Here is a 23,005-nt window from a genome sequence, read left to right on the forward strand (position 1 = left end):
GACGGGGTCAGTCCCGCGGCAGGGTGAAGGACCCCACGAGCTCGTTGAGCTCGGTCGCGGCGCGCGAGACCTCACCGGCCGTGGTCGCCGTGTGCGTGGCCCCCGAGGTGGTCTGATCGGCCGCCGCCGCGATCCCGGAGATGTTCGAGGCGATCTCCTGACTACCGGTGGACACCTCCGTCACGTTGCGCACCATCTCACTGGTGGTGGCCGACTGCTCCTCCACCGCCGCCGCGATCGTGGCCTGCAACCCGTCGATGCGCGCGATCACCTCGGTGATCTCGGTCAGCGCACCCGCAGCGGCCGCAGCATCGGCCTGGGTCGCATCGACCTTGGAGATGATCTCCTCGGTGGCCCGCGCCGTCTGCTGCGCCAGCTCCTTGACCTCACCGGCCACCACCGCGAACCCCTTGCCCGCATCCCCGGCCCGGGCGGCCTCGATGGTGGCGTTCAAGGCCAGCAGGTTGGTCTGCTCGGCGATGGAGGTGATCAGCTTGACCACCTCACCGATCTCCCGGCTGGAGGCCGACAGCCGCGAGAGGGTGTCACCGGCGGCGGTGGCCGCGGCCACCGCACTGGCGGCGGTGGAGGAGGCCTCAGCGGTGGAGGTGGCGATCTCGCGGATGGCCGAGCTCATCTCGTCCCCCGCGGCGGCCACGGTCCCGATGTTGGCGCTGATCTGCTCGGTGGCCGCCGAGACCACCTGCGCCTGCACCGAGGCCTCCTCGGCCCCACCGGACAGCTGGGTGGCCACGGTGGTCAGCTCCTCGCTGGAGGCGGCCAGGGTGGTCGCGTTCCCGGCGATGCGGCGCATCGTGACGGTCAGCCGGTCCATGGTCACGTCGAGGGCGTCGGCGAGCTGGCCGACCTCGTCCTTGCCGGTGATGCCGACGCGCTGGTCCAGGCGCCCGGAGGCCAGGCCCTGCACGACGGTCAGGGTGCGGGCCAGCGGCCTGGCGATCCCGCGGGCCACGACGACGGCCACGACGACCGCCACGAGCAGGGCGACGGCGCCCAGGACGAGGAAGAGGACGACGGCGGCGTGGTAGGCCGACGCACCGTTGGTGGCGATGGTGTCCGCGGCCTTGGACTCCTGCTCGGACAGGCTCGTGAGAGTCTTCTCGACCTCCTGGGAGATCGGCGTGGTCGTCGTGGCCCGCAGGGCGATGAAGCCCTGGGTGTCGCCCGCCTTCGCCAGGGGGACGAGGTCCTCGCGCTTGGTGCGGTAGTCGTCGACCAGCTCGACGAGGCGCTGACGGTCGGCGTCGGCGGCCGCAGGCTGGCTGGCCTGGTAGTCGGCCAGGTAGCCGTCGACGCGGGTGTCGGTCTCGTCGATCTTCTGCAGCGCCTTGTCGATCTCGGCCTCGCCCTGGACCATGACGAGGTTGGCGAGGTCGAGGCGGGTCTGGACGTAGCCGGCGCGGATCTGCTCGATGCTGCGCACCGAGGTCAGCCCGCTGGAGCTCATGACCTCCAGGGTGTGCTGGGACGAGCCCAACTTGGCGATCCCGACAGCGACGACGGCGGCCAGCAGCAGGCAGACGACGCCGAACCCGGCAAACAGCTTGGAAGCGACCTTCAGGTCGCGCAGGGTACGCATGAGGCGCCTTTCGGGGTTCTCTCAGGAGGGAGGTGCCGAGCCACGGGGGGAGCAGGTCGTGCGCCTGATCGGCCAGCTGGACGCACTGTTCTAGGCATCGGCGGTTCGTCGGTCTTCTTGAGCGGGCCGGTTCAGCGGCTGGGCGGCTCTCGCACGTGTCACCGGAGCGGACCGCACCTGCGCCTGGGCGAGCTGTGGCTGGGACGCGGATCGACCGTTCGGGCGAGGGGTGTGGCCTGCGCGGGTGAACCTCCCGGGAACCGCTCAACCGCCCCGGCTCCCGTTCCGAGGCCGGAACAATGGCCTCGGGACCGACGCAGAACTACGGGCAGACGGCGCAGACCACCTGGCGCCCGCGGCCCGTCCTGGCCACCGCGGTGCGGGCCGCCGTCTTCGCCGGGCCGCTGCTGTTCGCCCTGGGCGTCGGTGTCGCCGCCGCCCGGTGGGCGCCGGCCGAACGCCTGGGCCTGCCCGCCACCGTGTGGCTGCTGCTCGTGGTGGGCTCGTCCTGCGTCGTGCTGATCGCCGGCTCGCGCTGGCTGCGCAGGCTGGTGCCCCTCTCGGCGCTGCTGCGGTTGAGCCTGGTCCTGCCGGACCGCGTCCCCGGCCGCTTCGCCATCGCCCGCCGCACCTGGGCCCCCGCACGCCTGCACACGGCGCCGGACCGCGCCGAGGGGGCGCACGGCGGTGGTGAGGACAGTGACGGGGACGCCCGGCACGGCTCGGCGCACCGGGTGCTGGCCCTGGTGGGCGCCCTGGCCGAGCACGATGCGCGCACCCGCGCGCACGGCGAGCGCGTGCAGGCCTACGCAGCCCTCATCGGTCGCGAGCTGGGTCTGCCGGACGAGGACGTGGACCGGCTCAGCTGGGCCGCGCTCCTGCACGACGTGGGAAAGGTCCACGTTCCCGTGGCGATCATCAACAAGAACGGCCGACCCACCGAGCAGGAGTGGGCCGCCCTGCAGCAGCACCCCTGCCACGGCGGGCGGCTGGTGCAGCCGCTGCGCGCCTGGCTGGGCCCGTGGCTGGAGGGGGTCGAGCAGCACCACGAGCGCTGGGACGGCGGCGGCTACCCGAACGGACTGGCCGGCGAGGAGGTGTCCCTGGCCGCGCGCATCATCGCCGTCGCCGACACCTACGACGTGATCACCTCCGCGCGCGCCTACAAGAAGCCGATGTCGGCCGAGCAGGCCCGCGCGGAGATCACCCGCTGCGCCGGAACCCAGTTCGACCCCGAGGTCGTGCGAGCGTTCCTGGCCGTGGGCATCGGCCGGCTGCGGCTGATCGCGGGCCCGGCGACGCTGCTGGCCGCGCTGCCCGGGATGGGCGCCACCCCCGCGCAGGCGCTCTCGCACGCTTCCGCGCTGGTGCAGACGACCGGCGGTCAGGTGCTGGCCGCCGTGCTGACCGCCGGGGTGGGCGTGGGTGGGGGGCTGGGCGTCACGCAGGCGATGGCCACCGCTCCCGCGCAGGCGGTGGCGGGTCCGGCGGCGCAGGTCGCGGCCGGCGCGGAGCCTGCGGTTCCCGCCGCGACCTCGTCCGGCTCGGCTCCTGCGGTGGACACCGGCGCGAGCGTCCCTGCGGGGCAGCCCACCTCCCCGGCGCCTGCACCGGCACTCCCCGACCAGACGGTGATCGACCCGGCGACCGCGGGCACGGGCTTCCCCAGCGAGCCGGCGTCCCGTGCCGTCGCGGTTCCCACCCGGAGCGTCTCCACGCCGGTGCGGTCGCCTTCCCCGGTCCGGACCCCGCCCGCCCGCACGTCCCCGTCGGTTCCGACGCGCTCGGCGGCGACCACGAGCCCCACCACCAGCCCCACCACGAGCCCCACCGCCGTCCCCACCACCAGCCCGACCGCCAGCCCGACCGTCAGCCCGACCGCCGTCCCCACCACCAGCCCGACCGCCGTCCCCACCACCAGCCCGACCGCCGTCCCCACCACCAGTCCGACCACGAGCCCGACCGTCAGCCCGACCGTCAGCCCGACCGCCGTCCCCACCACCAGCCCGACCACCAGCCCGACCACCAGCCCGACCGTCAGCCCGACCGCCGTCCCCACCACCAGCCCGACCGCCGTCCCCACCACCAGCCCGACCGCCAGCCCGACCGTCAGCCCGACCGCCGTCCCCACCACCAGCCCGACCACCAGCCCCAGCCCCACGTGCACCCCTCGGGGCAACGGCAACGGCAACGGTGGGGTCGGCAACGGCAACGGCAACGGCAACGCCCACTGCTGAACTGCTCTCAGGGCGGCCGGCGGTCCACGACGGGTGCTGAGGCACGGTGCAACGGTGACCGTGACCGGGCGGTGGCCGGTGCTCCGACGTGCGCGGCGACGCTCACGTCGTACCGGACTCGGCATCGACCACCCAGGACCTCTGATGGTCTCGGACGGCGACGGGAACGCGGGCACGGCCGTGTCGTGGACGGCGAGCTGCCCCGGAGTCGGTCGCTGCACCGGAGTGGACGAGACGGTGGCGGTGCCGGACCGGCCACCGGTGGAGCCGAGGGAACACCGGCCGTCACACGCGGGACTCCCGCCGTTTGCCTCCGTCGTGCGCGGGTCGCCAGACTGCCCGGGTGAGCACCGTGACCGACCAGGCCGTGACCGTGCAGGCTGTGACCGACCAGACGCGGGGGGCCGGAACGCGCGTCACCATCGACACCTGGACCGCGCTGGACCAGTGGCTGGCCGGCCTCGACGGCGTCGGACTGGCCGAAGCCCGCGCCTGCCTGTCGTCGGGCACCTACTCCCGGGCCCTGCTGGCCTCGCTGCGGACCGCCCTGAGCGCCGGGGCCGCCGACCGGCGCGGGCTGGACGACCCGCACCGGGTCGTGGCCGGGGAGCCGCTGGGCGCGACGGTGCAGACGTTCCTGCGCGAGCGGCTCCTGACCGCCGGCCGACCTCGCCCCGCGGGGCACCGGGTCGTCCCGGCACAGCGCACCCACCGCTGACCAGCACGTCCGTGCGCTGCCTCCTCGCCCGACGGCACCGCTCACCGATGGCTCCCGCCCCGTCCGGGGCCGACCCGGTCTGACGGACACGAGGAATGCTCCGGCGAGCATCCCGACCCGGCGCAGTCGGGCCTGCCGGCGGCGGTCCGCGCGGCGGCCGGCCTGGCCGCTCACCCCAGCCGGGCGCCGGTGACCGCGCTGACCAGCAGGGCGGCGATGTCGACGGGATCCACGACGTGGTCGGTGATGTGATCGCGTTCGGCCGTGGCGCGGGGCATGTCCGGCTGGGAGCTGCCCGCCTCGGTGGCGGTGATGACCAGGCCGCCGCAGCGGTCGATGGCGGTGGCGCCGGTGGCGCCGTCGTTGCCGCGTCCGGACAGGACCACGGCGATGGCGTCCTTGCCCGCGGCCACCGCCAGGCTGCACAGCAGCAGGTCCGCGCTGGGACGCGGGGGCGGGGGTGGTCCGACGGGCAGGAGCAGCAGGCGCCGTTCGGCGGTGACGAGCAGGTGGTGACCCGCCGGGGGCAGGTGCACGGCCCCGGGTTCCAGCAGGAGCCCGTCCCGGGCAGGACGCACCGCCAGGTCGGTGTGCGGCTGCAGGACGTGGGCCAGCAGGTCGTCGGCCCGGGGGTCCTGGTGCTGCGCCACGACGACCGCGGCCGGCAGGTCCGCCGGCAGGGAACCCAGGACCTGGATCAGCGCTTCGAGTCCTCCGCTGGAGCAGACCAGGGCGATGACCGCGGTGGTGGACAGGTGCTCCTCATCCGTGACGCCGCGCATCGCAGCACCCTACGGCGAGGGCGGGCGAGCACGACGACCACCGAGCACCGCACCGCTCGTGTCCCCCCTGGGCCCCCGGACCGACGGGTCACCCGTGTCCGACCCGTCACCGGCCGGTCCCGGCCGCCCCGCGAGCGCCGCGGGACTCCCGCGCACCTGCGCGGCCGCAACGTCCGGTTCCGCGCGTTCCCGGGCACGCCAGTCCGCCTCGAGGTCCTCCAGGCCGGCGGCGTACCGGCGCGGGGCGACCAGGACGTGACCGGGATCGACCGGCTGGTGGTCCGTGAGGGCGACGACGTGCTCGTCCTCGAGGACCCGGCTGGTCTCCAGCCGCCGTCCCGGAGACGGCACCGGAGGCAGTCCTGGCCCGCGTCGCCCACCCCCGCAGCACGTCCCGGAGCGGGGAGGGGCGCCACCGGGTTCCCGGCAGCCAGGTGAGCAGCGCACTGGTCCCCGGCGGTCCAGCGGTCACCCCGAGGCGCTGACCGGCGACTGCGCCTGGGCCCGTGAGGGCCTGCGCTGCGGCGCAGGGCCCTCACGGCCGGTCGGGAACTCGGACGGCTCGAACGGCTCAGACGGCGAGGACGTGCGCGCCGATGCTGCGGCCGGTCAGCAGCGAGTCCTCCTGGCCGTCCCAGTCGTGCTTGCCGTGCCGGCCGACGCGAGCCAGGTTGGTGAAGCGGTCGAGCTGGGCGTCCACGGCGGCGCGAGCCTGTTCCACCCCGGCCGTGAGCACCGGCACGCTGCGCGGCAGGCGCATCACGTCGGTGTCGACGATCCGGACGCGAGGGTCCACACCGAAGGCGGGGAGCTCGGAGATCGCCAGCTCCGCCAGTTCGTGGTCCGAGCGGGCCGACAGGTCGTCGTCCCCCGAACTCCAGAACTCCGCGCACAGCACGGTCCGGGGTTCGTTGCGGAACGTCGCCGGCCGCCACGCCCGGGTGTTGGTCAGCCGCCCGGTCCGCACCTGCTCGTCGTAGGCCGTGACGTAGTGGCTGCTCTGGCCCACCTCGCGGCCGTTCCCCGTGCCCTCCAGCAGCAGGTGGACCAGGTAGGTGTCCCGGCTGCGCAGCGCCGGCCCCGCCGGGGCCCGGGTTCCCGGCAGCCAGCGCAGCAGCACGGGGGCGGGAACGCTGGACACGACCGCGCGGGCCGGCACGGCGAACTCCGAGACGGCGTCGCGCACCTGCACGGCGGTCACCCGCTCGCCCTCGGTCGCCAACCCGGTCACGGTGGTCCCCAGCAGGATCCGCGCACCGCGGGCCCGCAGCCGGCGGGCCAGTTCCTCCCACACCGCCCCGGTGCCCTCGCGCGGGGTCAGCAGTTCCACCGGCCCGCGCCAGCCCCGGCGGGTTCCCTGCAGCTTGTCCGCGAACGCGCTCGACAGCTCGCGCGGGTGCACTCCGAGGTACTTGCGGCAGTAGGGGACGAACAGTTCCTCCACGACCGCACGGCCGTGCCGCGCCACGAGCGCGTCGTGGGCGGTGCGGGCCGGCGCCGCCTGCGGGCGGACCCGGGCGGCGACCCGGGCGCCGACCAGTGAGGCCGTCCGCGCGGGCCCGGTCGTGCGCAGCACGTCCACCGGGCTCGGCGGGAAACCCACCACCCGTCCGCGCCACACCGCGGCACGCACGGCCTCGGTCCGCTCGACGCCACCGGCGGCACCGGCCAGGTCCAGCCAGCGGGTCACCGACTCCGGGTGCGAGTTCGACAGGAAGCTGTGCGGCCCCAGGTCGAAGCGGTGCCCCCACAACTCGACCGACCGGCTCAGCCCACCGACCCCGGGTGCACCGTCGACGACCACGACCTGGACGCCGGCGTCGAGCAGGTGCTCGGCCGCGGCCAGGCCCGCCGGCCCGGCCCCGATGACGACGACCGGCTGGTCGCCCCCGTGGCGACCGGCCACACCCTCCACGACAGGAGCGCTCACCTCGAACCCCTCTCCCCCACCTGAACTCCCGACTGCGGCCCGGACGCCGCCGCGCCCGGTACCAACCCCTCGACCACGGCGCCCCACCGCCGGGTCAGCACTTCCGCGGCGAAGCTCGACCGGGCCCACGCGTGCGCCCGGCCGGCCAGTTCCGCGGTCTGCGAACCACCTTCGGCGGCCCACCGCTCCAGCGTTCCCAGTGCCCGGGCCAGCCCGTCGCCGTCGCGGAACAACAGCATCTGGTCCCCGTGCGCGACGCCCATGCCGGACGCACCCTGCGGCGTCGTCAGGGGCACCAGCCCCAGGACGGCGGCCTCGACGACCTTGACGGTCAGCCCCAGCGCCTCGCGCTGCGGGGCCAGCAGGAACGAGTGCTGCACCAGCTCGGTGTGCAGCCGTTCACGGTCGAAGGCCCCGCGCAGGACGACCGAGGGCGCGCCGACCCGGGCGCGGACCGCGTCCGGCACCTCGCCGAAGACGTGCAGTTCCCACCCCTGCAGGCCGTGGGCACGCAACGCCGGCTCGAGCTCGTCGATCCACCAGCGGACCGCCTCCTCGTTCGCGAACGCGGTCAGCGACCCCGGGAAGGCGAGCCGCCGGTCCAGGGGCGCACCACCGGTCCACTGCCGCCGCACCTGCGCGGTGACCGCCATCGGCAGGGCCTGCACCTCGACCCCGACCCGCTCGGCGAGCCGGGCGGCCTCGGTCGGCGACACCAGCGAGGTGCCGTGGGCGGTACGGGCCAGGACGTCCTCGCGTTCGCGCAGCCGGCGGGCCTCCAGGGCCAGCACGCGCCCCACCGGCACCCGGCGCAGCACCTCGGCCGCCAGCCGGGAGGTCGGGCGGCGGTGCCCGAGGAGCTGGTGCAGGTCCATCGCCCGCGAGCGCCACAGGTCGTACCGGTCCGACAGCAGGTCGTCGAGGTCGACGAACCAGGGCCGGCCGGAGTCCTCGGCGTAGGGGGCGAGCCGGACCCCGTCGGCGACGACGGCGTCGATCCGCTCGACCTCCACGAGGCGGCGGACCTCGGCGGCCACGCGCGGCGACCAGTAGAGCCGTTCGTTGCCCGAGCGCAGGCCGCGGCGGGCGGCGGCGGGTCCGAGGACCTCCCACCAGCGCACGTCGGGCAGGCGGTGGGTGGCGACGGAGCGGTCGACCGGGACGGGGTCGGCCGGGCCGCCGACGACGGCGCACACGACCTCGTGCCCGGCTCCGGTGATGGAGTCGACGATGGTGCGCAGCACCAGACCCCGACCGCCGGCGCCTGCCAGCGGTCGGGTCATGAGGAGCAGGATGCGAGCCACTGCTGGAACCGACCTCTCGTGGACGGCCGGCTCAGACGAGGTGGCGCCAGTCGAGCACCGCGGTGCCGCGGCGCTCCCCGGCGGCCAGCACGAGGGCCTGGACGGCGAAGGCGGTGACCCAGACGTTGGCGTGCGGCAGCGGCGTCCCGTCGGTGCCGGCGCCGAAGGCGAAGCCGCCGTCGGCGCGGGGTTCACCGGGAGCGTGGACCTGCCGCTCCAACAGCGCGGTGAGCAGTCGCTGCGCGGCGTGCGTGCCGTGGGCGGAGTGCAGGGCGGCCAGCCGCAGGACCTGGGCGACGCCGTCGACGCGCGGGTGACGGACGGCGACGATGCTCCCGTCGGCGTCGAGGCCGTACCGGCGCGGCGGTAGGCCGTGCCGGTCGGTGGCGGCCAGCGCCCACAGGGTCGCCCGTTCGGAGGCCTCGACGAGGTCCTCGCGGTCGGTGGCGGTGCCGACGGCCCACAGGGCTTCGGCGGCGTAGCAGTGCGGGTGGATGTTCGTCGTCCCGGCGTCGGGGTTGGTGACGAACCGGCCCGAGGGCAGCTGCAGCTTCAGCGCGTCCTCGCAGACGGCGACGGCGGCGCGGGTGTACCGCTCGTCGCCGGTCAGGTCGCCGAGGGCGGCCAGGCCGATCCCGATCTTGGCGTGGTGCACGCCGGGGCGGGTCGACCAGTCGCCCGGGGCGTCCTGCCAGCGGCCGGCCTCGGCGGTGGCCGGCCACGGCTGGACGACGCCGGCGGCGTCGACGAGGCCCAGCAGCCACTCCCCGGTGTCGACGGCGGTGCGCCGGGCCAGCTCGCTGCCGGTCGCGACGTGGTGGGCCACCAGGCCCTGCAGGATGATCCCGGCGTCGAAGGTGTAGAGCCGGTCGGCCTTGCCGGCGAAGCGGCCGACCGCGGCCGAGGCGTCGAGGCAGCGGAAGGCGCCCGGGACCGGCTGCACCGCCTCGGCCAGCCACTGCACGGCACGCTCGGCGTCACCGAGGGCCACCTCGCGCAGGGTCAGGTCACCGCGGGCGGCCAGCCAGGCGGCGAGCGTGACCTGGTACCCGGTGACCTCGGAGTACTCGAACGGGTAGACCTCGGCCGTCCGGTCGAACCACGAGTGGTAACCACCGGTCGGGCTCTGGATGCCCGACTCGTGCAGCCAGCGGACCCCGCGACGGGCGGCCTCCAGGGCGGGGACGGCCCGGCTGGTGCGCGGGCGCGGCACCACCCCCAGCGGTCCCCGTGCGGTGGTCGTCCCGGTGCCGGTGGTCGTCTCGCTCATCCGTTCCCCCCTCGTCGCGTCGGCCCACATCCCCCGATGTTCAGAGCCTTGATCGCGACGAAGTGTGGCAGGAGGGAACCCACCGTTGGACCCTGAATCCCGAAATGCCGCGAAGAAACACGAAGAGTTTCCGGCGCTCACGACGCGTGTCGAGGAGGAGGCCGGAAAGACTACGGAGAGTGGGCGATCGGAATCCTTGCGCGATTCCGATCGCCCTCTCGGGCAACGGCTGTCGTTCAGCTGGCCCGAGCGCGCCCCCGCGCCCGCGACGGGGACGCCGACGAGGACGCGGAGGAGGCGAGGACCTCGGCGAGGAACTGCCCCGTGTAGCTGCCGGGGTGGGCCGCGACCTCTTCCGGCGTTCCGGTGCACAGCACCGTCCCGCCGCCGTTGCCGCCCTCGGGACCCATGTCCACCAGCCAGTCGGCGGACTTGATGACGTCGAGGTTGTGCTCGATGACCAGGACGCTGTTGCCCTTGTCGACCAGCCCCTGCACCACGCCCAGCAGCTTGCGGATGTCCTCGAAGTGCAGACCCGTCGTCGGCTCGTCCAGGACGTAGATCGTCCGGCCGTTGGACCGTCGCTGCAGTTCGGAGGCCAGCTTGACGCGCTGCGCCTCACCCCCGGACAGCGTCGTGGCCGGCTGCCCCAGCCGCACGTACCCCAGGCCGACCTCGGTCAGGGTGGTCATGTACCGCGAGATCGCCGGGACCGCGGCGAAGAACTGCGCGGCCTCCTCGATCGGCATGTCCAGGACCTCGGCGATCGTCTTGCCCTTGAAGTGCACCTCGAGGGTCTCCCGGTTGTACCGGGCCCCGTGGCACACCTCGCAGGGGACGTACACGTCCGGCAGGAAGTTCATCTCGATCTTCAGCGTGCCGTCACCGGCGCACGCCTCGCAGCGACCGCCCTTGATGTTGAACGAGAACCGGCCCGGCTGGTACCCGCGCAGCTTCGACTCCGGCGCCGAGGCGAACAGCTTGCGGATGTGGTCGAACACCCCCGTGTAGGTGGCCGGGTTCGACCGCGGGGTGCGCCCGATCGGGCTCTGGTCCACGTGCACGACCTTGTCCAGGTGCTCCAGCCCCTGGACGCTCTTGTGCCGCCCGGGCACCCGGCGGGCACCGTTGAGCTTGTTCGCCAGCACCGTGTAGAGGATGTCGTTGACCAGCGTCGACTTGCCCGACCCCGACACCCCCGTCACCGCGACCAGCGTTCCCAGCGGGAACTCGACCGTGACGTCCTTGAGGTTGTGCTGACGTGCACCGGTCACCACCAGCTGACGGGCCGGGTCGACCGGACGACGCACGGCGGGCACCTCGATCGCCCGCTGGCCCGACAGGTACTGCCCCGTCAGCGACTTGGGGTTGGCCAGCAGGCCCTCCAGGTCGCCGGAGTGCACGACCTGCCCGCCGCGCTCGCCCGCCCCCGGCCCGAAGTCGACGATCCAGTCGGCCACCCGCACCGTGTCCTCGTCGTGCTCGACGACGATGAGGGTGTTGCCCAGGTCCCGCAACCGCGTCAGGGTGTCGATGAGCCGGCGGTTGTCGCGCTGGTGCAACCCGATCGAGGGCTCGTCCAGCACGTACAGGACCCCGACCAGACCCGAGCCGATCTGGGTCGCCAGCCGGATGCGCTGGGCCTCACCACCTGACAGCGTCCCGGCCGGGCGGGCCAGCGACAGGTAGTCCAGCCCGACGTCCAGCAGGAAGCCCAGCCGCGCCTGGATCTCCTTGAGCACCTGGCCGGCGATCTTCTTCTCCCGCGCCGACAGCTCCATGGTGTCCAGGAACTTCGAGCACTCGTCGATCGGCAGCGCGCAGATCTCCGAGATGGACCGGCCGGCGATCTTCACCGCCAGCGACGTGGGCTTGAGCCGTTCCCCCTTGCAGACCGGGCACGGCGTCTCGCGCATGTAGCCCTCGTAGCGCTCCTTGGACATGTCCGACTCGGTCTCGGAGTGCCGGCGCTTGACGAACTCCACGACGCCCTCGAACCCCGTCGAGTACGACCGCTCCCGGCCCCAGCGGTTCTTGTACCGGACGTGGACCTGGTGGTCCTTGCCGTTCAGCAGCGCGTCCTTGGCCCGCTTGGGCAGCGCCCGCCACGGCACGTCCATCGAGAACGACAGGTCGTCCGCCAGCGCCGTCATCAGCCGCTGGAAGTAGTCGGCCGACCCCGACGTCCACGGCGCGATGGCGCCCTCGTTCAGCGACAGGTCCTCGTCGGGCACGACCAGCTCGGGGTCGACCTCCAGCTGGGTGCCGATGCCCGTGCACTCCGGGCAGGCGCCGAACGGGGAGTTGAAGGAGAAGGACCGCGGCTCGATCTCGTCCAGCTCGAGCGGGTGCTCGTTGGGGCAGGCCATCTTCTCGGAGAAGCGGCGCTCACCCTCGGGACCCTCCACGCCGACCAGGTCGGCGACCAGCAGCCCCGAGGACAGCACGAGCGCGGTCTCGACCGAGTCGGTCAGCCGGCGCTTGACGCCCTCCTTGACCACGAGACGGTCCACCACGACCTCGATGGTGTGCTTGAGCCGCTTCTGCAGCGTCGGCGGGTCGTCCAGCGGCACGACCTCGCCGTCGACGCGGGCACGGGCGAACCCCTTGGCCTGCAGCTCGCGGAACAGCTCGGCGTACTCCCCCTTGCGCTCGCGCACCACCGGGGCCAGCACCTGGAACCGGGTGCCCTCGGGCAGCTCCATCAGCTGGTCGACGATCTGCTGGGGGGTCTGACGGCCCACCGGCTCACCGCAGACCGGACAGTGCGGCTTGCCCGCGCGGGCGAAGAGCAGGCGCAGGTAGTCGTAGACCTCGGTGATCGTCCCGACCGTCGAGCGCGGGTTGCGCGAGGTCGACTTCTGGTCGATCGAGACGGCCGGGGAGAGCCCCTCGATGAAGTCGACGTCGGGCTTGTCCATCTGCCCCAGGAACTGGCGGGCGTAGGCCGACAGCGACTCGACGTACCGGCGCTGCCCCTCGGCGAAGATCGTGTCGAAGGCCAGCGAGCTCTTGCCCGACCCGGACAGGCCGGTGAACACGACCAGGCTGTCCCGGGGCAGGTCGACCGAGACGTCCTTGAGGTTGTGCTCCCGGGCGCCGCGCACGACGAGCCGGTCGCCCGGGACCCGGGCCGAGGACACCGGACGGGACGCGGCGCTCGCGGACGTGCGCTTGGCCGGACGGGCGGCGCCCTTGCTGGTGGTCGTGCTGGAGGAGGGGGTGCGAGAAGCCACACCCCAACCCTAGGCGTCACCTCCGACACGACCTCCCGGAGCGCGCCCGGAGGACCCGTGTGACGAGTGCACGACGCAGGGTCCACCGTTCGGGGGACGTCGGTAGTTGAGAGGGCTGCCTACTCTCGGTGCATGGCCCCGCTCGGAACGCTCCTCGACGACACCCTCGACTCCCCACGGCCGGCCCGGGGCACGGCTGACCGCACGACGGGGGACCCGGCCGGGAACCCGGCTGAGAACACGGCACGACCGGTCCGCTGGCTCGACGACGACGAGCAGGTCACCTGGCGGACGTTCCTGTCCAGCGTGCAGCTCCTGCTCGACCGCATCGACCGCCAGCTGCAGCACGACTCCGGCATCGTGCTGACCTACTACGAGATGCTCGTCCGGCTCTCGGAGTCCCCGGACCGGTCGCTGCGCATGAGCGAGCTCGCCGACTCCTCGCTGTCCTCCCGCAGCCGCGTCTCGCACGCCGTGGCGCGCATGGAGGAACGCGGCTGGATCCGCCGCGAGGCGTGTCCCACCGACGGCCGCGGCTTCCTGGCCGTGCTGACCGACGAGGGCTTCGCCGCCCTCGCGGCCGCCGCCCCCGGGCACGTCGAGACCGTGCGCACGACGCTGTTCGACCAGCTCGGCCCCGAGCAGGTCGGCCAGCTGCGGGAGATCAGCTCCGTCCTGTTCGAGCACCTGACCTCCACCGGCGGCGTCTCGCCCGTGCCGGGCGTGCCGCCGCGCTCCTGACCACCGGGACGTCCCGGACACCCGGACGACGACGCCGGAGCGCCACGGTGCTGACCGATCAGACGGTGCTGACCGATCAGGAGGGGACGGCCAGCCCGGGCGGCGACCGGCCGGCGTTCGTCCTGCACGACCACCGCACGCCCCGGCCGCACCACGACCTGCGGCTGCAGGAGGACGGCGTGCTGCGGTCGTGGGCCCTGCCCCGGGGGCTGCCGACCGACCCCCGGAGCAACCGGCTGGCCGTCGCCGTGTCCGACCACGACCTGGAGCACCTCGGGTACACCGACGCGGACAAGGCGATCGCGGACACCGGCTGGTGGCAGCTGGAGTCGCGCACCGACCGGCGCACCGTCTTCGTCCTGCACGGACGGCACGGCTCCCGCCGGTACGCGCTCATCCGCACGCACGCGGCGGGACCGGAGCTGCTCCTGCACCTGACTGCGGACCAGCCGCGCGCGGCTGACCCCTGAGCCCTAGGCGCCCTGGGCCGCCCGCATCCCGCGCAGCTCCTTCTTCAGGTCCCCGACCTCGTCGCGCAACCGGGCCGCGAGCTCGAACTGCAGCTCGGCGGCCGCGGAGTGCATCTGGTCGGTGAGCTCCTGGATGAGCTGGGCCAGGTCGGCCTGCGGCATCGACCCGCGCGGTTCGGGACCGACCTCGCGGCCGACGTTCCGGCCCGTGCTGCCCCCGGTCGGCGCCTTGGACGTGGCCTTGCCGCCGGCCTTGGCCGTGCTGGCCCCCGTGGTCTTCGCGGGCGTGGGCGTCTTGCCCCGCGACTGCGAGCGACCGCTGCCGCCCGCGCCCCCGCCCCGCGTCGCGGCGAGCAGCTCGGCGGTGTCGGCGTCCTCGCGCGCGATGAGGTCGGTGATGTCGGCGATGCGCTTGCGCAGCGGCATCGGGTCGACACCACGCTCCTTGTTGTAGGCGATCTGCTTCTCACGACGCCGGTTCGTCTCCTCGATGGCCCCGGCCATCGAGGGGGTGATCGTGTCGGCGTACATGTGCACCTGGCCGGACACGTTGCGGGCCGCGCGGCCGATCGTCTGGATCAGGGACTTGGAGGAGCGCAGGAACCCCTCCTTGTCAGCGTCGAGGATGGCCACGAGCGAGACCTCGGGCAGGTCCAGGCCCTCGCGCAGCAGGTTGATGCCGACCAGGACGTCGTACTCGCCCTGGCGCAGCTCGCGCAGCAGTTCCACCCGGCGCAGGGTGTCGACCTCGGAGTGCAGGTACCGCACCCGCACCCCCTGGTCGAGGAAGTAGTCGGTGAGGTCCTCGGCCATCTTCTTCGTCAGGGTCGTCACCAGGACGCGTTCGTCCTTGGCCGTGCGCAGCGAGATCTCGTGCAGCAGGTCGTCGATCTGGCCCTTGGTGGGTTTGACGACGACCTCGGGGTCGACCAGGCCGGTCGGGCGGATGATCTGCTCGACCACGCCCTTGCCCCGGGAGAGCTCGTAGTCGCCCGGCGTCGCCGACAGGTACACCGTCTGCCCCGTGCGCTCCAGGAACTCCTCCCAGCGCAGCGGCCGGTTGTCCATGGCGCTGGGCAGGCGGAACCCGAAGTCCACCAGGGTGCGCTTGCGCGAGGCGTCGCCCTCGAACATCGCGCCGATCTGCGGGACCGTCACGTGCGACTCGTCGATGACGAGCAGGAAGTCCTCGGGGAAGTAGTCCAGCAACGTGTTCGAGGCCGACCCCGGCTCCCGGCCGTCCAGGTGCCGGGAGTAGTTCTCCACCCCCGAGCAGGAGCCGACCTGGCGCAGCATCTCGATGTCGTACGTCGTGCGCATGCGCAGCCGCTGCGCCTCCAGCAGCTTGTTCTGCTGCTCCAGTTCGGCCAGCCGGCCCTCCAGCTCGGCCTCGATGGAACCGATGGCACGCTCGAGGCGCTCGGGACCGGCGACGTAGTGCGAAGCGGGGAAGACGTAGACGAGTTCCTCCTCGCGCAGCACCTCCCCCGTCAGCGGGTTCAGCGTGTACAGCGCGTCGATCTCGTCGCCGAAGAACTCGATCCGCAGCGCGTGCTCCTCGTACTGCGGGATGATCTCGACGGTGTCGCCGCGCACCCGGAAGGTGCCGCGGGTGAACGCCAGGTCGTTGCGGGTGTACTGCTCGGCCACGAACTTGCGCAGCAGGTCGTCGCGCTCGATGGTGTCGCCGACCTTCAGCGTCACCATCCGGTCGACGTACTCCTGCGGCGTGCCCAGGCCGTAGATGCAGGACACCGTGGCGACCACGACGACGTCGCGGCGGGTCAGCAGCGAGTTCGTGGCCGAGTGCCGCAGCCGCTCGACCTCGTCGTTGATCGAGGAGTCCTTCTCGATGTAGGTGTCCGACTGCGGGACGTACGCCTCGGGCTGGTAGTAGTCGTAGTAGGAGACGAAGTACTCGACGGCGTTGTGGGGCAGCAGCTCGCGGAACTCGTTCGCCAGCTGGGCGGCGAGCGTCTTGTTCGGCGCCATGACCAGGGTGGGGCGCTGGACCTGCTCGATGAGCCAGGCCGTCGTCGCCGACTTGCCGGTACCGGTCGCACCGAGCAGCACGACGTCCTGCTCCCCCGCGTTCACGCGCCGGGCCAGCTCCGCGATCGCGGCGGGCTGGTCGCCGGAGGGGGAGAACTCGGAGACCACCTGGAAGGGGGCCACCCGGCGCTGGATGTCTGTCGTCGGCCGCATGGGGGGAAGCCTAGGCGGGCCCTCCGACACGAGCCGCCCGGACGAGGTCGAGGCGGACGGCACAGCCCGGGTCGGCGCCGGCGAAGGCGTCCTGACCTGCGGGGACGTAACCCACGGCGTGCAGGGCACCGGTCACGTCGCCCGCGCTCACCTCGTCGGCCACCGCCTGCACCCGCAGCGGCCAGCCGGTCGGCGCGGCCAGCTGCACCGGGGCGCCGAGGGCACGCTCGACCCGCGCGCGCACCCGGTCGGCGTCGGCGGCGCCCGGGACCCCGGCCGGCACCGGCCCGGGGCGGCCGGCCCGCAGGCCCGCCTCGAACGGGACCAGCCGCTCGTGCCACAACCGCTCGACGAGCCCGGGCAGCGGGTCGGCCGCGCCGTCGGTGCGGCGCGGGTTGGGCAGCAGCACGTCGGCCGCGGCCGCCCGCTGCTCGTCGGTGGCCTGCGCGGCCAGCCGGGCCCGGGCGTCGTCGGGATCCATCCCCCGGTCCTCGACGAGCCGCCGCAGGCGCTCGTGCGCGCCGGCGTCGACGACGACGACGAGGGGGTAGCCCGGCGCCGCGCCGGTCTCGACCAGCAGCGGCACGTCCTCCACGACGACGGCGTCGGCCGGTGCGGCCGCGGCCAGCTCCGCCCGCCGCTGCGCGACCCGCGGGTGCACGATGGCGTTGAGCGCCGCCCGCCGCCGCGCGTCGCCGAAGACGATCCGTCCCAGCGCGGGCCGGTCCAGGTCGCCCGCGGCGGTCAGGACCTGCGGACCGAACTCGGCCACCACGGCCGCCAGGCCGTCGGTTCCGCGGGCCACCACCTCCCGGGCCAGGACGTCGGCGTCGACCAGGACCGCACCGAGGTCGGCCAGCAGCGCCGAGACCGTCGACTTGCCCGCCCCGATGCCACCCGTCAGACCCACTCGCAGCACGTCAGGACCTTAGACGAACGGCGAGCCCGGGCGGGCGCCGGCGGCTCACACCCCGGCGGGGCTGCTGACCACGACGGGCGAGGAGGGTGAGCGCGTGCTGGCGTAGCCGGCCGCGGTGACCACGGTGCCGGCGGCCAGCAGCGCGGCACGGGCCGGTCCGGCCACGTCCCCACGGGCGAGCGCGGCCACGTGGCGCAGGACGCCGCTGCCGACGGTGCGCAGCACGTAGCGACGTTCGGCGGACAGTCCGTCGGCCGTCCCGAGCCGGGCCGCGAGCAGTCCCTTGGACCGGCCCTCGTGCCAGCAGCGGCTGAACAGGTAGGAGACCGTTTGCCGCGCCCGCGGAACGCGGTGGTCGACCACCGCGCTCGGCCGGCGCACGATCAGGGCGCTCGGGTCGGCCCGGCGCAGCCGGATGCAGAAGTCGGTCTCCTCGCACCCCACCGGCAGGGCGCCGACCCGGCCGCTCGTCGTGTCGAACCCGTCGACGACGCCGAACGCGGCGGCGCGCACGGCCATGTTGGCCCCGATGGGGTTGCGCACCGGCGAACCCTCCCCGGGCAGGCCCCGGAAGTCGCAGCCGACGATCCAGCCGAACTCCTCGGGGAACCACCGGGGCGCGCGGCCGCCCTCCCAGTCGGCGACGACTCCCCCGCCCACGACGCTGACCGCCTCGCGGCGGAAGCCGGCGCGCAGGCCCTCGAGCCAGCCGGGGCGGGGCACCGCGTCGTCGTCGAGGAAGACGACCACGTCCCCGCCGGCCTTGGCCACTCCGGTGTTGCGGCCACCGGACAACCCGCGCGGACCGGAGTTCTCCACCACGGTGGCCCTCGGGAAGTCGACGGTCACCCGCCCGAGGAGCTCGGGGTGGTGGTCCACCACGACGACGAGTTCGTCACCCTCGCGCAGCTGGGCGACGGTGGCTCGCACCGCATCGCGGAACACCGCGTAGCGGGCGGGCGTGTACGTGCAGACGACCACGCTCACGGTCGGGTTGGCACGGTCGGTCACGGCGCTCCTTCGGGTGGGCCCGGATGCGTTCCTCCCCGCAACCTCCCCTCGCGCCCCGCCCAGGACAAGGCGCCGGGCAGGCCCCTGACGACTCCGGCGGGAACCGTCGGGCCGCCGGGAAACCGTGCGGGAACGGCGAAGGGCCCGACCGGCAGACCGGTCGGGCCCTTCTCGTGGAGGGTGGGGTTCAGCGCACCCCGCCGCGGCGCTTGTTGAAGACGTCGAACGCGACGGCCAGCAGCAGCACCAGGCCCTTGATGACCTGCTGCAGGGACTGGTCGACGCCCAGCAGCTGCATGCCGTTGGAGATCACGCCGACGAGCAGACCACCGATGATCGCGCCCTGGATCTTGCCGACACCGCCGGTGACGGCGGCACCACCGATGAAGGCCGCGGCGATGGCGTCGAGCTCGAAGCTCGTGCCCGCGCTGGGCTGGGCGCCGTTGGACCGCGAGGAGAAGATGACGCCCGCGACGGCCGCCAGGAACCCCATGTTGACGAAGATCCAGAAGTTCACCCGGCGCACGTTGACGCCGGACAGCTGGGCCGCGGCGAGGTTGCCGCCGATGGCGTACACCTGCCGGCCGAACACCGAGGACTTCATGATCGTCGAGTAGATGAGGATCAGCGCCGCGAGGACGATCAGCACGATCGGCAGGCCGCGGCTGTGCGCCAGCTGCCAGGCGAAGGCCATGACGACCACGGCGACGGCGACGATCTTCAGGACGAACAGCGGCATCGCGTCGACGACCTGCTGGTAGCGGACCTTGGCGATGCGGGTCCGGACCTGCTGCACGGCGAAGCCGACCACCCCGAGCGCGGCGATGAACAGCGTGAAGGCGTCGTAGCCGTACCCGCCCATGAGGCCGTTGATGAACCCGGTCGCGACCTTGCCGTACTGCTCCGGGAACGGCGAGAGCGAGACGTTGTCCAGGACGTAGAACGTCAGACCGCGGAACAGCAGCATGCCGGCGAGGGTCACGATGAAGGCCGGGATGCCGACGAAGGCGACCCAGAAGCCCTGCCAGGCCCCGATGAGGACGCCGACGCCGAGGGCGGCCAGGATGCCGACCCACCACGGCTGGCTCGAGCCGATGACCAGCTGCGCCGAGACCGCCCCGGTGAGCGCGACCACCGACCCCACCGACAGGTCGATGTGGCCGGCGACGATGACGATGAGCATGCCGATCGCCAGCACCAGCACGTAGGAGTACTGCAGGACGATGTTGGTGACGTTCGTCGGGCTCAGGGACAGCCCGTCGGTGAGGACGGCGAACAGCAGCACCACGACGACGAACGCGATGTAGATGCCGCTCTCGCGCAGGTTCTGCGTCATGGCGCGGAAGGGGTTCGCCGTACCGGTCTTCGGCTCCGGTGCGGGCGCCTTGGTCAGCGTGCTGCCGCTCATGCGGAGTGCTCCTGCGGGGTGAGTTCTTCGGGGGACGAACCGGTCGGGCCGGTCGTGAGGGAACGGTCCTTGGTCATGAGGACCATGAGGCTCTCCTGCGAGGCCTCGGCGATCGGCACCTCACCGGTGATGCGGCCGGCGGACAGGGTGTAGATGCGGTCGCAGATGCCCAGCAGTTCGGGCAGTTCGGAGGAGATGACGATGACGGCCTTGCCGGCCGCGACCAGGCGGTTGATGATCGTGTAGATCTCGTACTTGGCGCCGACGTCGATGCCGCGCGTCGGCTCGTCGAGGATGAGGACCTCGGGGTCGGAGTAGATCCACTTCGACAGGACGACCTTCTGCTGGTTGCCGCCGGACAGCTTCCCGGTCAGCGCGCTGACCGTCGGAGCCTTGATGTTCATGCTCCGCTTGCTGTCCTCGGCGACCTTGATCTCCTCGTGCGCGTTGACGAAACCGGTGCGGGCCAGCTTGTCCAGCGCGGCGGCGGAGATGTTGCGCTTGATGTCGTCGATGAGGTTCAGGCCGAACTTCTTGCGGTCCTCGGTGGCGTAGGCCAGCCCCACCTGGATCGCCTCGCGCACCGACCGCGCCTGCACGGGCTTGCCGTGCAGGAACAGCTGCCCGCCGAGGTAGCGGCCGTAGCTGCGGCCGAAGACGCTCATGGCCAGTTCGGTGCGGCCGGCGCCCATCAGCCCGGCGATGCCGACGACCTCGCCGGCACGGACGGTGAGCGAGGCGTGGTCGACGACGAGGCGGTCCTGGGAGGCGTGCCCGACGGTCCAGTCCTCGATGCGCAGGATCTCCTCGCCCGGGTGCGACTCCCGTTCGGGGTAGCGGCTGTCGAGGTCGCGGCCGACCATGCCGCGGATGATGCGGTCCTCGGTGACGGCGTCGGCGCGCATGTCGAGGGTCTCGATCGTGCGGCCGTCGCGGATGATCGTCACCGCGTCGGAGATGGCCTCGATCTCGTTGAGCTTGTGCGAGATCATGATGCTCGTCATGCCCTCGCTGCGCAGCTGGCGCAGCAGGTCGAGCAGGTGCGCCGAGTCGTTGTCGTTCAGCGCGGCCGTGGGCTCGTCGAGGATGAGGAGCTTGACGTCCTTGCTCAGGGCCTTGGCGATCTCGACGAGCTGCTGCTTGCCCACGCCGAGCTGGCCGATGGGCGTCGTGGGGTTCTCGTTCAGCCCCACGCGGGCCAGGAGCTTGGAGGCCTCACCGTTGGTGCGGTTCCAGTCGATGAGCCCGCCACGGCCCTTGATCTCGTTGCCGAGGAAGAGGTTCTCCGCGACCGACAGGTACGGCACGAGCGCGAGTTCCTGGTGGATGATCGCGATGCCGGCCCGCTCGCTGTCGGCGATGCCGGAGAACGTCGAGAGCTGGCCGTCGAAGTGGATCTCGCCCTCGTAGGTGCCGTGCGGGTAGACCCCGGACAGGACCTTCATGAGCGTCGACTTCCCGGCGCCGTTCTCGCCGCAGATGGCGTGGACCTCACCGCGCCGCACCGACAACGAGACGTCGGACAGCGCCTTGACCCCGGGGAAGGTCTTGGTGATGGAACGCATCTCCAAGATGTTGGGCTGCGTGTGGGTGGTGTCGGTCATCGGTGAACCGTCGTCCTCGTGGGAGTGGTTGGGTCGCTGGCACCAGACGGTCCCCGCCCCGGTTTCCGGGGCGGGGACGCGGAGGTGGGTCAGCTGGCCTTGCCGGCGTCGACCTCGGCCTGGGTGTAGTACTCGGTGTCGACCAGGGCGCTCGTGACGTTGTCCTTGGTGACGATCTGCGACTCGAGCAGGAACGAGGGGACGACCTTGACGCCGTTGTCGTACGTCTCGGTGTCGTTCGCCTCGGGCTCCTCGCCCTCGACCATCGCCGAGGCGGCCTTGACGGCCTCGTCGGCGAGGTTGCGGGTGTCCTTGAAGATGGTCGAGTACTGGACCCCGTCGTTGATGAGCTTGACCGAGGCGATCTCGGCGTCCTGCCCGGTGATGACCGGCATCGTCTGGCCCGCACCGTAACCGGCGTTCTGCAGCGCGGTGATGATGCCGCGGGAGATGCCGTCGTACGGGGACAGCACGCCGTCGACCTTGCTGCCGTCGCCGTAGGCGGAGGTCAGCAGGTCCTCCATGCGCTTCTGCGCGGTCTCCTGCTGCCAGCGCAGGATCGCGGCCTGGTCGATCTTCGTCTGCCCCGACTTGACGACGATCTGGCCCTTGTCGATGAACGGCTGGATGGTGTCCATCGCGCCGTCCCAGAAGAACTGGGCGTTGTTGTCGTCGAGCGAGCCGGCGAAGAGTTCCACGTTGAAGGGGCCGGTGGCCGTTCCCGGGGAACCGTCGGCGTTCAGCAGGCCGAGCCCGGTCAGCAGCGAGGTGCCCTGCTGCACACCGACGTTGTAGTTGTCGAACGAGACGTAGAAGTCGACGTCCGCCGAACCACGGATGAGGCGGTCGTAGGAGATGACCTTGATGCCGGCGGCGGCCGCCGAGGACAGCTGGCTGCTCAGCGCCGTGCCGTCGATCGCCGCGACGATCAGGAGCTTGTCGCCCTTGGTGATCATCTGGTCGATCTGCTGCGACTGGGTCGGGATGTCGTCGTTGGCGTACTGCAGGTCGACCTTGTAACCGGCCGCCTCCAGCCCCGCCTTGACGTTGTTCCCGTCGGCGATCCACCGCTCGGACGTCTGGGTCGGCATCGCGACCCCGATGGTGATGTCGGAGGCGTTGGCCGACTCGTTGCTGTCACCGGACCCGGTGTCGGACCCGGCACCGCCACCGCCGCACGCGGCGAGGGTCAGGGCCAGGCCCGCACCGAAGACGGCCAGGGCACTGCGGCGTTTCATCACGGCGGAACTCCTCTGTACCTCGTGAACAGCCGCGCGGAGGCGCGCGGCGGTTGGGTGTGCGCCGTGGTGGCGCATCGGGGATCTACCGTCCGGTGCGGGCTTCCTCGACCCGTCGACCGCACGGCAGGTTGAACTGGTGACCTCATTGTTAGCGTTGCCATTCGGCAGCGTCAAGCGGAACACCCGCTTGGCGGCAGGACCCGGCGGAGCAGTCCCCGGTGACGGTTCGTGGGTTACTCTGACGCCGCGAGGTCGACCCGGCTCCCTCGCCCCATCCGATCCCCGGTCTTCAGCGGTGAGGAACCGGCCACCGAAGAGAAGTGGGACAC

17 protein-coding genes are annotated in these 23,005 nt (G+C 72.7%); 4 read left to right on the plus strand and 13 right to left on the minus strand.

Annotation, left to right across the window (positions count from 1 at the left end):
* Nucleotides 1-7 precede the first annotated feature (7 nt).
* The gene (locus ACRYR2_RS12700) at nucleotides 8-1,600 is read right to left on the minus strand and encodes a methyl-accepting chemotaxis protein (protein WP_432563230.1); all 1,593 of its coding nucleotides are present in this window, start codon (nucleotides 1,598-1,600) and stop codon (nucleotides 8-10) included.
* 299 nt (nucleotides 1,601-1,899) lie between these two features.
* Between ACRYR2_RS12700 and ACRYR2_RS12705 the strand changes: the two genes are divergently transcribed.
* Nucleotides 1,900-3,837 carry an HD-GYP domain-containing protein gene (locus ACRYR2_RS12705; protein ID WP_432563231.1) on the plus strand — a complete coding sequence of 646 codons (1,938 nt, stop codon included), beginning with the start codon at nucleotides 1,900-1,902 and terminating at the stop codon, nucleotides 3,835-3,837.
* A gap of 343 nt (nucleotides 3,838-4,180) precedes the next feature.
* Entirely contained in the window at nucleotides 4,181-4,555 is a 375-nt protein-coding gene (locus ACRYR2_RS12710) for a hypothetical protein (protein ID WP_432563232.1), read from the plus strand.
* Between the two features lie 170 nt (nucleotides 4,556-4,725).
* On the opposite strand, the gene ACRYR2_RS12715 is transcribed toward ACRYR2_RS12710, so the two are convergent.
* The 6 genes from ACRYR2_RS12715 to uvrA all read right to left on the minus strand — a co-directional run bounded on the left by ACRYR2_RS12715 (nucleotide 4,726) and on the right by uvrA (nucleotide 12,984).
* Nucleotides 4,726-5,337, minus strand: coding sequence for a chemotaxis protein CheB (locus ACRYR2_RS12715; protein ID WP_432563233.1), 612 nt, complete (start codon nucleotides 5,335-5,337; stop codon nucleotides 4,726-4,728).
* A 9-nt stretch (nucleotides 5,338-5,346) separates the two neighbouring features.
* A complete protein-coding gene (locus ACRYR2_RS12720) occupies nucleotides 5,347-5,688 on the minus strand; it encodes an HIT domain-containing protein (RefSeq protein WP_432563234.1) in 342 nt (113 codons plus the stop codon).
* 220 nt (nucleotides 5,689-5,908) lie between these two features.
* On the minus strand, nucleotides 5,909-7,267 hold the full coding sequence (locus tag ACRYR2_RS12725; protein WP_432563235.1) for an FAD-dependent oxidoreductase: 1,359 nt from the start codon (nucleotides 7,265-7,267) through the stop codon (nucleotides 5,909-5,911).
* A complete protein-coding gene (locus tag ACRYR2_RS12730) occupies nucleotides 7,264-8,550 on the minus strand; it encodes a glycosyltransferase (protein WP_432563236.1) in 1,287 nt (428 codons plus the stop codon). The genes ACRYR2_RS12725 and ACRYR2_RS12730 overlap by 4 nt, the downstream gene beginning before the upstream one ends.
* Before the next feature lie 52 nt (nucleotides 8,551-8,602).
* Nucleotides 8,603-9,841 (minus strand): hypothetical protein, encoded by a 1,239-nt coding sequence (locus ACRYR2_RS12735; RefSeq protein ID WP_432563237.1) that lies wholly within the window; start codon nucleotides 9,839-9,841, stop codon nucleotides 8,603-8,605.
* A 236-nt stretch (nucleotides 9,842-10,077) separates the two neighbouring features.
* A complete protein-coding gene (uvrA, locus tag ACRYR2_RS12740) occupies nucleotides 10,078-12,984 on the minus strand; it encodes an excinuclease ABC subunit UvrA (protein WP_432563280.1) in 2,907 nt (968 codons plus the stop codon).
* Between the two features lie 225 nt (nucleotides 12,985-13,209).
* On the opposite strand from uvrA, the gene ACRYR2_RS12745 reads away from it, so the two are divergent.
* Both ACRYR2_RS12745 and ACRYR2_RS12750 read left to right on the plus strand, forming a co-directional pair.
* Nucleotides 13,210-13,818: a MarR family winged helix-turn-helix transcriptional regulator gene (locus tag ACRYR2_RS12745; RefSeq protein WP_432563238.1), complete on the plus strand. Its 609-nt coding sequence runs from the start codon at nucleotides 13,210-13,212 to the stop codon at nucleotides 13,816-13,818.
* A gap of 50 nt (nucleotides 13,819-13,868) precedes the next feature.
* A complete protein-coding gene (locus ACRYR2_RS12750; RefSeq protein WP_432563281.1) occupies nucleotides 13,869-14,288 on the plus strand; it encodes a DNA polymerase ligase N-terminal domain-containing protein in 420 nt (139 codons plus the stop codon).
* Nucleotides 14,289-14,291: 3 nt separating this feature from the next.
* Here ACRYR2_RS12750 and uvrB read toward each other — a convergent pair whose 3' ends face one another.
* The 6 genes from uvrB to chvE form a co-directional block, all read right to left on the minus strand.
* Complete coding sequence (uvrB, locus tag ACRYR2_RS12755; RefSeq protein ID WP_432563239.1) at nucleotides 14,292-16,493, minus strand: excinuclease ABC subunit UvrB; 2,202 nt, start codon at nucleotides 16,491-16,493, stop codon at nucleotides 14,292-14,294.
* A gap of 10 nt (nucleotides 16,494-16,503) precedes the next feature.
* Nucleotides 16,504-17,412 carry a dephospho-CoA kinase gene (gene coaE, locus ACRYR2_RS12760; RefSeq protein ID WP_432563240.1) on the minus strand — a complete coding sequence of 303 codons (909 nt, stop codon included), beginning with the start codon at nucleotides 17,410-17,412 and terminating at the stop codon, nucleotides 16,504-16,506.
* A 45-nt stretch (nucleotides 17,413-17,457) separates the two neighbouring features.
* Entirely contained in the window at nucleotides 17,458-18,423 is a 966-nt protein-coding gene (locus ACRYR2_RS12765; protein WP_432563241.1) for a glycosyltransferase family 2 protein, read from the minus strand.
* Nucleotides 18,424-18,610: 187 nt separating this feature from the next.
* A complete protein-coding gene (gene mmsB, locus ACRYR2_RS12770; RefSeq protein WP_432563242.1) occupies nucleotides 18,611-19,831 on the minus strand; it encodes a multiple monosaccharide ABC transporter permease in 1,221 nt (406 codons plus the stop codon).
* Nucleotides 19,828-21,435 (minus strand): multiple monosaccharide ABC transporter ATP-binding protein, encoded by a 1,608-nt coding sequence (mmsA, locus tag ACRYR2_RS12775; RefSeq protein WP_432563243.1) that lies wholly within the window; start codon nucleotides 21,433-21,435, stop codon nucleotides 19,828-19,830. The genes mmsB and mmsA overlap by 4 nt, the downstream gene beginning before the upstream one ends.
* An 89-nt stretch (nucleotides 21,436-21,524) precedes the next feature.
* On the minus strand, nucleotides 21,525-22,673 hold the full coding sequence (gene chvE, locus ACRYR2_RS12780) for a multiple monosaccharide ABC transporter substrate-binding protein (RefSeq protein WP_432563244.1): 1,149 nt from the start codon (nucleotides 22,671-22,673) through the stop codon (nucleotides 21,525-21,527).
* Nucleotides 22,674-23,005: the final 332 nt, after the last annotated feature.

The organism is Kineococcus deserti (assembly GCF_050871945.1).
In the GTDB taxonomy this organism is placed as follows: Bacteria; Actinomycetota; Actinomycetes; order Actinomycetales; family Kineococcaceae; genus Kineococcus.